The sequence below is a fragment of the Pseudomonas fluorescens group sp. PF-1 genome (genome assembly GCF_054481335.1).
Window position 1 is genome coordinate 242,145 of record NZ_JBTMNG010000002.1, and the last position, 12,581, is coordinate 254,725.

Genomic DNA, 12,581 nt, shown 5'->3' on the forward strand with positions numbered 1-12,581 from the left:
ACCTGATGAACGGACAGGCCAAAAAAATGGCAAACCCCTCTATTTCAAGGGTTTGCCATTGTGTCAGCCTCAATTGTTTTATGTCACGCTTATTTGTTTTATGTCGCTCTTAATTGTTTAAAACCAAAGGACTCGAACAGTTGTGGATAACTTATTCCACCGTCACCGACTTCGCCAGGTTGCGTGGCTGGTCAACGTCGGTGCCTTTCAGCACGGCCACGTAGTACGACAGCAGCTGCAGCGGAATGGTGTAGAGGATCGGCGACAGGATGTCGTGGATGTGTGGCATGTGTACGACGTGCGTTCCTTCACCGTTGGTCATGCCTGCCTTTTCATCCGCGAAGACGATTAGCTCGCCACCACGGGCGCGGACTTCCTGAAGGTTGGACTTCAGCTTTTCCAGCAGCTCGTTATTCGGTGCCACGGTCACGACTGGCATGTCGTTATCCACAAGCGCCAACGGACCATGCTTCAACTCGCCAGCCGGGTAGGCTTCGGCGTGAATGTAGGAAATCTCCTTGAGCTTGAGCGCCCCTTCCATCGCTACCGGGAATTGCGCACCACGCCCGAGAAACAGGGTGTGATTTTTCTCGGCGAACAACTCAGCGATTTTCTCCACGGTGCTGTCCATGGCCAGCGCTTCACCGAGACGGGTTGGCAAGCGACGCAACTCTTCGACCAGCGTTGCTTCAACGCCTTTGCTCAACGTGCCGCGAACCTGCCCCAGAGACAAAGTCAGCAGCAGCAAGCCGACCAATTGCGTGGTGAAGGCTTTGGTCGAGGCCACGCCGATTTCGCGACCGGCCTGGGTCAGCAAGGTCAGATCGGATTCACGCACCAGCGAGCTGATGCCGACGTTGCAGATTGCCAGGCTGGCGAGGAACCCCAACTCCTTGGCGTTGCGCAGCGCGGCCAGGGTGTCGGCGGTTTCGCCGGATTGGGAGATGGTTACGAATAGCGTGTCCGGCTGCACCACTACTTTGCGGTAGCGGAACTCACTGGCCACTTCGACCTGGCACGGAATACCGGCCAGCTCTTCAAGCCAGTAACGAGCGACCATGCCAGCGTGATAACTGGTGCCACAAGCGACAATCTGTACGTTGCGAACTTTGGCGAACAACTCGGCCGCTTGTGGACCGAATGCCTGTACCAGGACTTGAGTCTGACTCAAACGCCCCTCCAGGGTGCGCTGTACAACGGACGGTTGCTCGTGGATTTCCTTGAGCATGAAATGACGGAACTCGCCTTTATCGGCCGCTTCTGCGCCATCACGGTACTGCACGGCTTCGCGCTCGACAGCCTTGCCGTCAACGTCCCAGATCTGCACGCTGTCGCGACGAATTTCGGCGATGTCGCCTTCTTCCAGGTACATGAAGCGGTCAGTGACCTGGCGCAGTGCCAACTGGTCGGACGCCAGGAAGTTTTCACCCAGACCCAGGCCGATCACCAGCGGACTCCCGCTACGGGCAGCGACCAGGCGATCTGGCTGGCGAGCGCTGATCACTGCCAGGCCGTAGGCACCGTGCAGCTCTTTGACCGTTGCCTTGAGCGCGACGGTCAGGTCGTGCAGGTCCTTGAGTTTGTGGTCCAGCAGGTGCGCGATCACCTCGGTATCGGTGTCCGACGTGAACACGTAACCCAGCGATTTGAGTTGTTCACGCAGGGCTTCGTGGTTTTCGATGATGCCGTTGTGCACCACCGCCAGGTCACCGGAAAAATGCGGATGCGCGTTGCGCTCGCACGGCGCACCGTGTGTCGCCCAACGGGTATGGGCAATACCCAGGCGCCCCATCAATGGTGCTTCAGCCAACGCCAGTTCCAACTCGCTGACTTTACCCGGACGACGCAGGCGTTCGAGTTTCGCGTCGTTGGTGTAGACCGCCACGCCGGCACTGTCGTACCCACGGTATTCCAGACGCTTCAGGCCTTCGACCAGGATGGCGGTGATATTACGTTCTGCGACTGCGCCGACAATTCCACACATGCTATTTCTCCTGACTGATAGCGGCGCAGATCAACGTGATGCCGCGCGCCTGAATCTGATCCCGTGCCTCAAGCGGCAGGCGATCATCGGTAATAAGGGTATGAACACTGCTCCAGGGCAGTTCCAGATTGGGAATTCTGCGACCGATTTTGTCGGCCTCCACCATGACAACCACTTCTCGGGCGACTTCAGCCATGACCCGGCTCAGTCCAAGTAATTCATTGAAGGTGGTTGTACCGCGGACCAGATCGATGCCATCAGCTCCGATGAACAGCTGATCGAAGTCGTAAGAGCGCAATACCTGCTCGGCAACCTGACCCTGAAAGGACTCGGAATGCGGGTCCCAGGTCCCACCGGTCATCAACAGCACTGGCTCATGCTCGAGTTCGCTCAAGGCATTGGCCACATTCAGTGAGTTGGTCATCACCACCAGGCCCGGTTGTTGACCGAGTTCCGGGATCATCGCAGCGGTAGTGCTGCCGCTGTCGATGATGATCCGCGCATGTTCGCGGATTCGTGTCACCGCAGCACGGGCAATGGCCTGTTTGTATTTGGAGACCGGCTGACCGATATCGGCCACCAGCTCCTGGGGCATGGTGATCGCACCACCATAACGGCGAAGCAGCAGACCGTTGCTTTCAAGGGCTGCCAGATCCTTGCGAATCGTAACTTCGGAGGTTTCGAAGCGCTTGGCCAACTCATCCACACTGACTTCGCCTTGCTCATTGAGTAAGGCAAGGATGTTGTGGCGACGCTGAGGTGTATTGCGCTTCGACATAATTCAGTAAGTTTCGTTTCGAAAGATAACGTAACCAATCAAAACCTATCGGCGAAACTTCGTCAAGCTGTGCAAAGAAAATTTATCTGTGGATAAAACACAAAGGATCGCAGTCTGCTTCAACATCTACAGAATATTAATATTGCCCTGTAGGCGCTGAAGCAGGCTGCGATCCTTAGATTTCAGCGTTCTGTGGATAACTTAGCTCTTCTTGATTTTCTCGGGCCGCTTCCAGCCATCGATATTCTTCTGGCGCGCACGGCCCACGGCCAACTGTGCGTTATCCACATTCTGCGTAATGGTCGAACCGGCCGCAGTGGTTGCACCGGAAGAGATATCCACAGGCGCGACCAGCGAATTGTTGGAACCGATGAACACATCTTCGCCCAACACGGTTTTCCATTTGTTGGCGCCATCGTAATTACAGGTGATGGTGCCGGCGCCAATATTGGTACGCGCACCGACCTCGGCATCCCCCAGGTAAGTCAGGTGTCCGGCCTTGGCGCCTTCGCCCAAGTGGGCGTTTTTCAGTTCAACAAAGTTACCCACATGCGCCCGAGCTTCCAGCACCGTACCTGGGCGCAACCGTGCGAATGGACCTGCATCGCTGCCTTCACCCAGAATCGCGCCTTCGATATGGCTGTTGGCCTTGATCACCACGCCTTTGCGCAAGGTGCTGTCCTTGATCACGCAGTTAGGACCAATCACCACGTCGTCTTCGATGACGACATTGCCTTCTAGAATCACGTTGATATCGATCAACACGTCACGGCCGACGCTGACTTCTCCTCGGACGTCGAAACGAGCAGGGTCTCGCAGCGTCACACCCTGGGCCATCAAACGACGACCGGCACGCAGCTGATAATGACGCTCAAGTTCAGCCAGCTGTTTGCGGTCATTCGCTCCCTGCACTTCCATAGCATCCTGAGGTTGCTCGGTCGCCACCACCAATCCGTCGCTCACCGCCATGGCGATGACGTCCGTGAGGTAATACTCGCCTTGGGCATTGTTGTTGGACAGTCGGCTCATCCAGCCACCCAGGCTTTCGAAGGGAAGGGCCAGAATGCCCGTATTGCCTTCAGTGATTGCGCGCTGGGCTTCAGTGGCGTCCTTCTGCTCAACGATAGCGGTAACGTTACCCGCCGCATCACGCACGATGCGGCCATAACCGGTCGGATCGTCCAGGTTCACGGTGAGCAGGCCCAGTTGCTGCGGCCCAACCTTCTGGAGCAGTCGTTGCAGGGTTTCCACTTCAATCAATGGCACATCACCGTAAAGAATCAGCACGGTGTCGGATTTGATAAAAGGGACCGCTTGGGCCACCGCATGGCCTGTGCCGAGTTGTTTGTCCTGAAGAACGAAATTCAGGTCATCCGCAGCCAGACGCTCACGCACTGCGTCGGCTCCATGGCCAATCACCACGTGAATGCGTTGTGGATCAAGTTGCCGGGCGCTGTGGATAACATGGCCGAGCATCGAGTTGCCGGCGATCGGGTGCAGAACTTTGGGCAACGCCGAGCGCATACGCGTGCCTTGACCGGCGGCGAGAATAACGATTTCAAGAGACATGACTGGCTACCAATCCTGGGTGGTCAGCGGCTGCGACCATAATGGTGAACATCAGAAAAGAAAAAAGGGTAGCCGAGGCTACCCTTTTTTATCAATCACACAACAAGCGAGGCCTTAGTGGCCGAACTTCTTGCGGATCTGCTGGACGGTGCGCAGCTGAGCTGCAGCCTCGGCCAGACGTGCGGCAGCAGAACCGTAGTCGAATTCCGCGCCCCGCTCATGCAAGGCCTTCTCGGCAGCCTTTACGGCTTCCTGAGCGGAGGCTTCGTCCAGGTCGGCAGCACGTTGCACGGTGTCGGCAAGAACCTTGACCATGTTCGGCTGAACCTCGAGGAAGCCACCGGAGATGTAATACACCTCCTCTTCCCCGTTCTGCTTGACCAAGCGGATCGGACCTGGCTTCAGATTAGTGATCAGCGGCGCGTGACCCAGAGCGATACCAAGATCACCCAGTGCACCGTGCGCAATCACCATCTCGACCAGGCCGGAAAAGATTTCCCCTTCCGCGCTGACGATATCGCAATGGACTGTCATAGCCATGATTGCCTCAACCTAAATTAGCGCCCGTTGCCGGGCGCTGGGATTACAGTTTCTTGGCTTTCTCGATCGCTTCTTCGATGCCGCCAACCATGTAGAACGCTTGTTCTGGCAGGTGGTCGTAGTCACCGTTGAGGATGCCTTTGAAGCCAGCAATGGTGTCTTTCAGGGAAACGTATTTACCAGAAGCACCGGTGAAGACTTCAGCCACGAAGAACGGCTGCGACAAGAAACGCTGGATCTTACGAGCACGGTTTACCAACTGCTTGTCGGCTTCCGACAGCTCGTCCATACCCAGGATCGCAATGATGTCCTTCAGTTCTTTGTAGCGCTGCAGCACGTACTGAACACCGCGAGCGGTATCGTAGTGGTCGTTGCCGATCACGTTCGGATCCAGCTGACGCGAAGTCGAGTCCAGTGGGTCTACCGCTGGGTAGATACCCAGGGAAGCGATGTCACGGGACAGAACGACGGTGGCGTCCAAGTGGGCGAAGGTGGTCGCTGGCGACGGGTCAGTCAAGTCGTCCGCTGGTACGTATACGGCCTGGATCGAAGTAATCGAACCTTGCTTGGTCGAAGTGATACGCTCTTGCAGCACGCCCATCTCTTCAGCCAGGGTCGGCTGGTAACCTACTGCGGAAGGCATACGGCCCAGCAGTGCGGATACTTCAGTACCGGCCAGGGTGTAACGATAGATGTTGTCGACGAACAGCAGAACGTCGTTACCTTCGTCACGGAACTTCTCGGCCATGGTCAGGCCGGTCAGTGCTACGCGCAGACGGTTTCCCGGCGGCTCGTTCATTTGACCGTAAACCAGTGCCACTTTGTCCAGAACGTTGGAGTCCTTCATCTCGTGGTAGAAGTCGTTACCCTCACGAGTACGCTCACCCACACCGGCGAACACGGAATAACCGCTGTGCTCGATGGCGATGTTACGGATCAGTTCCATCATGTTTACGGTTTTGCCTACACCGGCACCACCGAACAGACCAACTTTACCGCCCTTGGCAAACGGGCAAACCAGGTCGATAACCTTGATGCCGGTTTCCAGCAGCTCGTTGCCACCGGCTTGTTCTGCGAAGGTTGGCGCAGGACGGTGAATGCCCCAGCGCTCTTCGGTGTCGATTGGACCTGCTTCGTCGATCGGGTTGCCCAGAACGTCCATGATCCGGCCCAGGGTCGCTTTACCGACTGGTACGGAGATGGCTGCGCCGGAGTCGACGACGTCCAGACCACGCTTCAAGCCCTCGGTGGAGCCCATCGCGATGGTACGAACCACGCCGTCGCCCAGCTGTTGCTGAACTTCCAGAGTGGTTGCGGCCGCGCTTTGAACTGTCAGCGCGTTGTAGATGCTCGGTACGCTGTCGCGTGGAAATTCCACGTCGATAACGGCGCCGATGATTTGAACGATACGTCCGCTACTCATAGCTGGATCCTCTGAATATTTGAACCGTTAAACCGCGGCAGCGCCGCCGACGATTTCCGAGATCTCTTGGGTGATCGCAGCCTGACGCGCCTTGTTATAGACCAGCTGCAAATCGCTGATCAAATCACCGGCGTTGTCGGTAGCGTTCTTCATCGCGATCATCCGCGCAGCTTGTTCAGCCGCGTTGTTCTCGACCACCGCCTGGTAGACCTGCGACTCCACGTAACGGACCATCAAGCCGTCGAGCAGCTCCTTGGCATCCGGTTCGTAGAGATAGTCCCAGTGATGCTTGAGTTCTTGATCCGGGGTTGCCACCAGCGGAACCAACTGCTCCACGGTAGGCTGTTGTGTCATGGTGTTGATGAACTTGTTGGATACCACGGACAGGCGGTCAATACGGCCGTCCAGGTAGGCATCCAGCATCACCTTGACGCTGCCGATCAGATCATTGATCGACGGCTCTTCACCCAGGTGGCTGATAGCTGCAACGACGTTACCGCCGAAGTTACGGAAGAAAGCCGCACCCTTGCTACCAACTACACACAGATCGATCTCGACGCCGTTTTCGCGGTTTACCGCCATGTCCTTGACCAAAGCCTTGAACAGGTTGGTGTTCAAGCCACCACACAGACCACGGTCACTGCTCACTACGACATAACCGACGCGCTTTACTTCACGGTCGATCATGAACGGGTGGCGATATTCCGGGTTAGCGTTGGCCAGATGACCAATAACCTGGCGGATGCGCTCCGCATAAGGACGGCTAGCAGCCATGCGCATTTGTGCCTTGCGCATTTTGCTGACCGCCACTTTTTCCATGGCGCTGGTAATCTTTTGCGTGCTTTTGATGCTCGCAATCTTACTGCGAATCTCTTTTGCGCCTGCCATGTAACACCTATCAGGTTAGCAAGCGGGAGCCTTGCGGCTCCCGCTGCGGCTTACCAGGTTTGGGTGGCCTTGAACTTCTCGATACCGGCTTTCAGGCCGCCATCGATTTCGTCATTGAAGTCACCCTTCACGTTGATCTTCGCCATCAAATCGGCGTGATCGCGGTTGAAGTAAGCAATCAGCGCTTGTTCAAAGCTGCCGATCTTGGCGATTTCGACGTCAGTCAGGAACCCACGCTCAGCGGCATACAGCGACAGCGACATGTCGGCGATCGACATTGGCGCGTATTGCTTCTGCTTCATCAGCTCGGTAACGCGCTGACCATGCTCAAGTTGCTTACGGGTCGCTTCGTCCAGGTCAGAAGCGAACTGGGCGAATGCCGCCAGTTCACGGTACTGAGCCAGAGCGGTACGGATACCACCGGACAGCTTCTTGATGATCTTGGTCTGAGCGGCACCACCCACACGGGATACCGAAACACCGGCGTTCACTGCAGGACGGATCCCGGAGTTGAACATGGCCGATTCCAGGAAGATCTGACCGTCGGTGATGGAAATCACGTTGGTCGGAACGAACGCGGAAACGTCGCCAGCCTGGGTTTCGATGATCGGCAGTGCGGTCAGGGAACCGGTTTTGCCGGTCACTGCGCCGTTGGTGAACTTCTCTACGTACTCTTCCGAAACGCGGGATGCGCGCTCCAGCAGACGGGAGTGGAGATAGAACACGTCGCCTGGGTAAGCTTCACGGCCTGGTGGACGGCGCAGCAGCAGGGAAATCTGGCGGTAAGCCACTGCTTGCTTGGACAGATCGTCATAAACGATCAGCGCGTCTTCACCGCGGTCGCGGAAGTATTCGCCCATGGTGCAACCGGAGTACGGTGCCAGGAACTGCAGTGCAGCCGATTCGGAAGCACTGGCAGCAACGATGATGGTGTTAGCCAGTGCACCGTTTTCTTCCAGCTTGCGAACCACGTTGGCGATGGTCGATTGTTTCTGACCGATCGCTACGTAGACGCAGAAAATGCCGCTGTCTTTCTGGTTGATGATCGCGTCGATCGCCAGAGCGGTTTTACCGATCTGACGGTCACCGATGATCAGCTCACGCTGGCCACGGCCGACAGGGATCATGGCATCGACAGCCTTGTAGCCAGTCTGTACAGGCTGGTCTACCGACTTACGCCAGATCACGCCTGGAGCAACTTTCTCGACCGCATCGGTCTCGGTGTTGTTCAGCGGACCTTTGCCGTCAACTGGGTTACCCAGTGCGTCGACAACGCGACCCAGCAGTTCCTTACCAACCGGAACTTCCAGGATGCGGCCGGTGCACTTGGCGCTCATGCCTTCAGCCAGAGACTGGTATGCGCCCAATACAACGGCACCTACGGAGTCCTGCTCCAGGTTGAGTGCCATACCGAAGACGCCGCCCGGAAACTCGATCATCTCGCCGTACATGACGTCGGCCAGACCGTGAATCCGCACGATGCCGTCAGATACGCTGACGACAGTGCCTTCGTTACGGGCTTGGGAGGTCACATCGAGCTTGTCGATGCGGCCCTTGATAATTTCACTTATTTCGGAAGGATTGAGTTGCTGCATTGCTCTGCTGCCCCTTCAAACTCAAGATTTCAATGCTTCGGCCAGTTTCGCGATTTTGCCGCGAATCGAGCCATCGATAACCAGGTCGCCGGCGCGGATGACAACACCCCCAATAAGGGATGAATCTTCCTCGACTTGCAGGCGCACTTCCCGGTTGAGTCGTGCACTGAGAACCTTGGCGAGTTTGTCTTGCTGTTCTTGGTTCAATGCAAAAGCACTGGTCACTTCTACGTCTACCGATTTCTCCTGCTCGGCCTTGTACAGGTCGAACAGGTTGGCGATCTCCGGCAGAAGCAGGAGACGGTCGTTTTCGGCAACGACGTGGATGAAATTCTGTGCCTTGGCATCGAACTTGTCGCCGCACACGTCAATGAACGTGGCGGCCTTTTCTGCGCTCGTCAGTCGCGGGGCCTTGAGCACGCGCTGCATGGTGTCGTTTTGCGACACCGCTGCTGCCAGGCCGAGCATGGCTGACCAATTGGCCAGTTGCTGGTGGGCCTGAGCGTGCTCGAAGGCCGCCTTAGCGTAAGGTCGGGCCAACGTGGTCAGTTCTGCCATGATCGCCCTCGCTTAGATTTCAGCAGCCAGTTGGTTAACCAGCTCTGCGTGCGCGTTTTGATCGATTGTGGCACCCAGGATCTTCGCGGCACCGCCAACGGCCAGGCTACCCACTTGGGCGCGCAGCGCGTCTTTGACGCTATTCAGCTCCTGTTCGATCTCGGCCTGAGCCTGAGCCTTCACACGGTCAGCTTCGACGCGAGCCTGTTCACGGGCTTCGTCGACGATCTGAGTACCGCGCTTCTTGGCTTGCTCGATGATTTCAGCTGCCTGAGCTTTCGCTTCGCGCAGTTGTTGACCCGCTTTCTCTTGGGCCAACTCCAGGTCGCGAGCTGCTCGGCTGGCAGCGTCCAGTCCATCCGCGATCTTCTTTTGACGTTCGTGCAGTGCCGTGATGACCGGAGGCCATACGAACTTCATGCAGAACAGTACAAAAATCAGGAACGCAACGGACTGGCCAATCAGGGTCGCATTAATGTTCACGCCAACACCTCGCAGTTACGTTGTCCATCACACCAAATTACTCGGAAGATCCGAGTAATTAGCCAGCGATCTGACCAACGAACGGGTTCGCAAAGGTGAAGAACAGAGCGATACCAACACCGATCATGGTTACGGCGTCGAGCAGACCGGCAACGATGAACATTTTAACTTGCAGCATTGGAACCATTTCTGGCTGACGCGCTGCGCCTTCCAGGAACTTGCCGCCCAGCAGGCCGAAACCAATTGCGGTACCCAGTGCGCCCAGGCCGATCAACAGTGCAACAGCGATAGCGGTTAGACCAACTACAGTTTCCATCTTTCCTCCCGACTTTTACGTCGTATGGTTTAGGTTTTTTAGATTAAAGCGGTAAAACAAATCGTTTCAGATGCCCCGTGAGGAGCACCCTCCCGTTTGACCGGGAGGGACATCAGACTAGTCGAGACTGGTCTTAATGGTTTTCTTCGTGCGCCATCGACAGGTAAACGATGGTCAGCATCATGAAGATGAACGCCTGCAGGGTGATGATCAGAATGTGGAACACAGCCCACGCCCACTGCAGAACTACGCCCAGGCCACTGAGCCAGAGCAGACCGCTGCCGAACATCACGGCGATCAGAATGAACACCAGCTCGCCGGCGTACATGTTGCCGAATAGACGCAGAGCCAGGGAAATCGGTTTTGCGATCAGGGTCACGAACTCCAGCAGGAAGTTCACCGGGATCAGCAGGGCCTGAACGAAGATGTTCTTGCTGCCGAACGGGTGCAGGGTCAGCTCGCCGATGAAGCCGCCGAGGCCCTTGACCTTGATGCTATAGAAAATGATCAGTGCGAAAACCGAGAACGCCATACCCAGAGTTGCGTTCGGGTCGGTGGTCGACACGGCGCGGAACGGGATGTGGTGGTCGCCGGAGATCAGGATGGCCAACTGAGGAATCCAGTCGACCGGTACCAGGTCGACGGCGTTCATCAGAAACACCCAGACGAAGATGGTCAGTGCCAGCGGCGCAATCACCGGGCTACGGCCATGGAAGCTGTCTTTCACGCTGCCATCGACGAATTCGACCAATACTTCAACGAAGTTTTGCAAAGCCCCTGGCTGACCGGAAGTCGCCTTCTTGGCCGCCATGCGGAAAAGAAGAACGAAAATCAGACCCAGTGCGACCGACCAGCCGAGAGTATCGACGTGGAAAGCCCAGAAGCCCATTTCCTTGGCTTCTGCTGCGGTGTGGGCAAAGCCCCAGCCGCCGGTAGGGTGCTGACCGAAAGTCAGGTTCTGCAAGTGGTGCTGGATATAGCCCGAAGCGGTTGTTTCTGCCATGGTTGCCTCAAACGCCCTAAGGTCTCGAAAGTCTTGTTCTCATCAGCAGGGGCGCGAACCAGCTGACCAGTTGGGTCAACACGAAGACGCCGAATACAGCTAGCGGCGCCAATGGCTTCACACCTGCAAACGTCAATGCAAAGAGCACTGCCGTCAAAATCAGTTTGCCCGCCTCGCCGGCATAAAAAGACCGGACGATGGCTTGAGCTGCTCGGGCGCCGGAAAACCGAAATGCCCTGTGAGCGAAATAAACATTGGGCAGCAAGGCTATCAGGCCTCCGCAAAGTCCCGAGTACCCGGCAACGACTCCATACCATTGCCAGAGCGCCAAAGCAGCAATGAGCAAAATGACAAATTGAGCCATTAACACCGGAAAAACTGCCAAACGATGGAACGGCAAGCGGTTTGGCGTGCGGGTTTCCATCACTATTGCTCTCCAATGGTCGGCTGCCGAAATGCAACAACTTGGCATAATTTGTGCCGACAAAATGCGCGCAGAGTATAGGGGCGGTTCAGCACCTATTCAACTATCAGGTAGTGATTTCCGACTGCGCGCTACATGAGGAAATGTTTCAGCGAATATGAGCGAGTACACCTTGTAGCTCATCCAGGGAGTTGTAGCCAATTACCAACTGCCCTTTCCCCTTCTTACCGTGGCGAATCTGCACCGCAGAGCCTAGGCGCTCGGCCAGACGCTGCTCCAGACGAGCGATATCCGGGTCCCGTTTTACCGGTTCAACAGGCTCCGGTTTACCACTCAACCACTGGCGAACCAGTGCCTCAGTTTGGCGCACAGTCAGCCCGCGTGCGACAACATGTCGCGCCCCTTCAACCTGTTGATTGTCCGGCAAACCGAGCAAAGCGCGTGCATGCCCCATTTCCAGATCACCGTGAGACAACATCGTCTTGATGACTTCCGGCAAAGAAATCAGGCGCAACAAATTGGCCACCGTCACTCGGGATTTGCCCACAGCTTCGGCCACTTGTTGCTGGGTCAGCTGGAATTCCTGCTGCAAACGCTGCAGGGCTACCGCTTCCTCGATCGGATTGAGGTCTTCGCGCTGGATGTTCTCGATCAGCGCAATGGCGATCGCGGTTTCGTCCGGTACATCGCGGACCATTGCCGGGATCGTTTCCTGACCGGCCTGCTGGCTGGCTCGCCAACGGCGTTCACCGGCGATGATTTCGAAGCGCCCCCCCCGATCGGGCGCACCACGATCGGTTGCATGACGCCCTGGGCCTTGATCGACTGCGCCAGCTCTTCGAGCGCCTGTGCATCCATGTCGCGGCGAGGCTGATACTTGCCACGCTGGAGCAGATCCAGCGGCAGATGTTGCAGCTCGCGTTGATCGGCTTGTATCGCTTGTTCTTCCAGCGCGCTGACAGTCGGACCACTCAGCAGTGCATCCAGTCCACGTCCGAGACCTCGTTTCTTGACGGCCAT

Annotated in this window: 12 protein-coding genes and 1 pseudogene; all 13 read right to left on the minus strand. The window is 56.7% G+C overall.

The annotated features are described in order from the left end of the window. Positions 1 to 151: 151 nt before the first annotated feature. The 13 genes and pseudogenes from glmS to ACX3YD_RS15835 all read right to left on the minus strand — a co-directional run bounded on the left by glmS (position 152) and on the right by ACX3YD_RS15835 (position 12,581). A complete protein-coding gene (glmS, locus tag ACX3YD_RS15775; RefSeq protein WP_458960482.1) occupies positions 152 to 1,984 on the minus strand; it encodes a glutamine--fructose-6-phosphate transaminase (isomerizing) in 1,833 nt (610 codons plus the stop codon). A 1-nt stretch (position 1,985) separates the two neighbouring features. Beyond that, on the minus strand, positions 1,986 to 2,765 hold the full coding sequence (locus tag ACX3YD_RS15780) for a DeoR/GlpR family DNA-binding transcription regulator (protein WP_178083156.1): 780 nt from the start codon (positions 2,763 to 2,765) through the stop codon (positions 1,986 to 1,988). A gap of 198 nt (positions 2,766 to 2,963) precedes the next feature. Further along, positions 2,964 to 4,331, minus strand: coding sequence for a bifunctional UDP-N-acetylglucosamine diphosphorylase/glucosamine-1-phosphate N-acetyltransferase GlmU (glmU, locus tag ACX3YD_RS15785; RefSeq protein WP_103405965.1), 1,368 nt, complete (start codon positions 4,329 to 4,331; stop codon positions 2,964 to 2,966). A 114-nt stretch (positions 4,332 to 4,445) separates the two neighbouring features. Continuing rightward, positions 4,446 to 4,871, minus strand: a complete 426-nt coding sequence (locus ACX3YD_RS15790; protein WP_047535482.1) for a F0F1 ATP synthase subunit epsilon — start codon at positions 4,869 to 4,871, stop codon at positions 4,446 to 4,448. Positions 4,872 to 4,914: 43 nt separating this feature from the next. Beyond that, positions 4,915 to 6,294: a F0F1 ATP synthase subunit beta gene (gene atpD, locus ACX3YD_RS15795; RefSeq protein WP_103405966.1), complete on the minus strand. Its 1,380-nt coding sequence runs from the start codon at positions 6,292 to 6,294 to the stop codon at positions 4,915 to 4,917. A 27-nt stretch (positions 6,295 to 6,321) separates the two neighbouring features. Beyond that, positions 6,322 to 7,182, minus strand: a complete 861-nt coding sequence (gene atpG / locus ACX3YD_RS15800; protein WP_047535487.1) for a F0F1 ATP synthase subunit gamma — start codon at positions 7,180 to 7,182, stop codon at positions 6,322 to 6,324. Between the two features lie 50 nt (positions 7,183 to 7,232). Then, the gene (atpA, locus tag ACX3YD_RS15805) at positions 7,233 to 8,777 is read right to left on the minus strand and encodes a F0F1 ATP synthase subunit alpha (RefSeq protein ID WP_047535490.1); all 1,545 of its coding nucleotides are present in this window, start codon (positions 8,775 to 8,777) and stop codon (positions 7,233 to 7,235) included. A gap of 21 nt (positions 8,778 to 8,798) precedes the next feature. Then, positions 8,799 to 9,335: a F0F1 ATP synthase subunit delta gene (locus ACX3YD_RS15810; RefSeq protein WP_047535492.1), complete on the minus strand. Its 537-nt coding sequence runs from the start codon at positions 9,333 to 9,335 to the stop codon at positions 8,799 to 8,801. Between the two features lie 12 nt (positions 9,336 to 9,347). Continuing rightward, on the minus strand, positions 9,348 to 9,818 hold the full coding sequence (locus tag ACX3YD_RS15815) for a F0F1 ATP synthase subunit B (protein ID WP_047535495.1): 471 nt from the start codon (positions 9,816 to 9,818) through the stop codon (positions 9,348 to 9,350). Between the two features lie 58 nt (positions 9,819 to 9,876). Continuing rightward, entirely contained in the window at positions 9,877 to 10,134 is a 258-nt protein-coding gene (atpE, locus tag ACX3YD_RS15820; RefSeq protein ID WP_003097235.1) for a F0F1 ATP synthase subunit C, read from the minus strand. 133 nt (positions 10,135 to 10,267) lie between these two features. Then, positions 10,268 to 11,137: a F0F1 ATP synthase subunit A gene (gene atpB, locus ACX3YD_RS15825; RefSeq protein ID WP_007969902.1), complete on the minus strand. Its 870-nt coding sequence runs from the start codon at positions 11,135 to 11,137 to the stop codon at positions 10,268 to 10,270. Between the two features lie 16 nt (positions 11,138 to 11,153). Beyond that, positions 11,154 to 11,561: a F0F1 ATP synthase subunit I gene (locus tag ACX3YD_RS15830; RefSeq protein WP_047535609.1), complete on the minus strand. Its 408-nt coding sequence runs from the start codon at positions 11,559 to 11,561 to the stop codon at positions 11,154 to 11,156. Positions 11,562 to 11,709: 148 nt separating this feature from the next. Continuing rightward, positions 11,710 to 12,581 (minus strand): annotated as a pseudogene (locus ACX3YD_RS15835) (ParB/RepB/Spo0J family partition protein).

What these genes read in the sequence shown, in the direction of transcription:
- glmS (WP_458960482.1), bottom strand. Translation starts at nt 1,984, where the DNA reads ATGTGTGGAATTGTCGGCGCAGTCGCAGAACGTAATATCACCGCCATC.
- glmU (WP_103405965.1), bottom strand. Translation starts at nt 4,331, where the DNA reads ATGTCTCTTGAAATCGTTATTCTCGCCGCCGGTCAAGGCACGCGTATG.
- ACX3YD_RS15790 (WP_047535482.1), bottom strand. Translation starts at nt 4,871, where the DNA reads ATGGCTATGACAGTCCATTGCGATATCGTCAGCGCGGAAGGGGAAATC.
- atpD (WP_103405966.1), bottom strand. Translation starts at nt 6,294, where the DNA reads ATGAGTAGCGGACGTATCGTTCAAATCATCGGCGCCGTTATCGACGTG.
- atpG (WP_047535487.1), bottom strand. Translation starts at nt 7,182, where the DNA reads ATGGCAGGCGCAAAAGAGATTCGCAGTAAGATTGCGAGCATCAAAAGC.
- atpA (WP_047535490.1), bottom strand. Translation starts at nt 8,777, where the DNA reads ATGCAGCAACTCAATCCTTCCGAAATAAGTGAAATTATCAAGGGCCGC.
- ACX3YD_RS15810 (WP_047535492.1), bottom strand. Translation starts at nt 9,335, where the DNA reads ATGGCAGAACTGACCACGTTGGCCCGACCTTACGCTAAGGCGGCCTTC.
- atpE (WP_003097235.1), bottom strand. Translation starts at nt 10,134, where the DNA reads ATGGAAACTGTAGTTGGTCTAACCGCTATCGCTGTTGCACTGTTGATC.
- atpB (WP_007969902.1), bottom strand. Translation starts at nt 11,137, where the DNA reads ATGGCAGAAACAACCGCTTCGGGCTATATCCAGCACCACTTGCAGAAC.
- ACX3YD_RS15830 (WP_047535609.1), bottom strand. Translation starts at nt 11,561, where the DNA reads ATGGAAACCCGCACGCCAAACCGCTTGCCGTTCCATCGTTTGGCAGTT.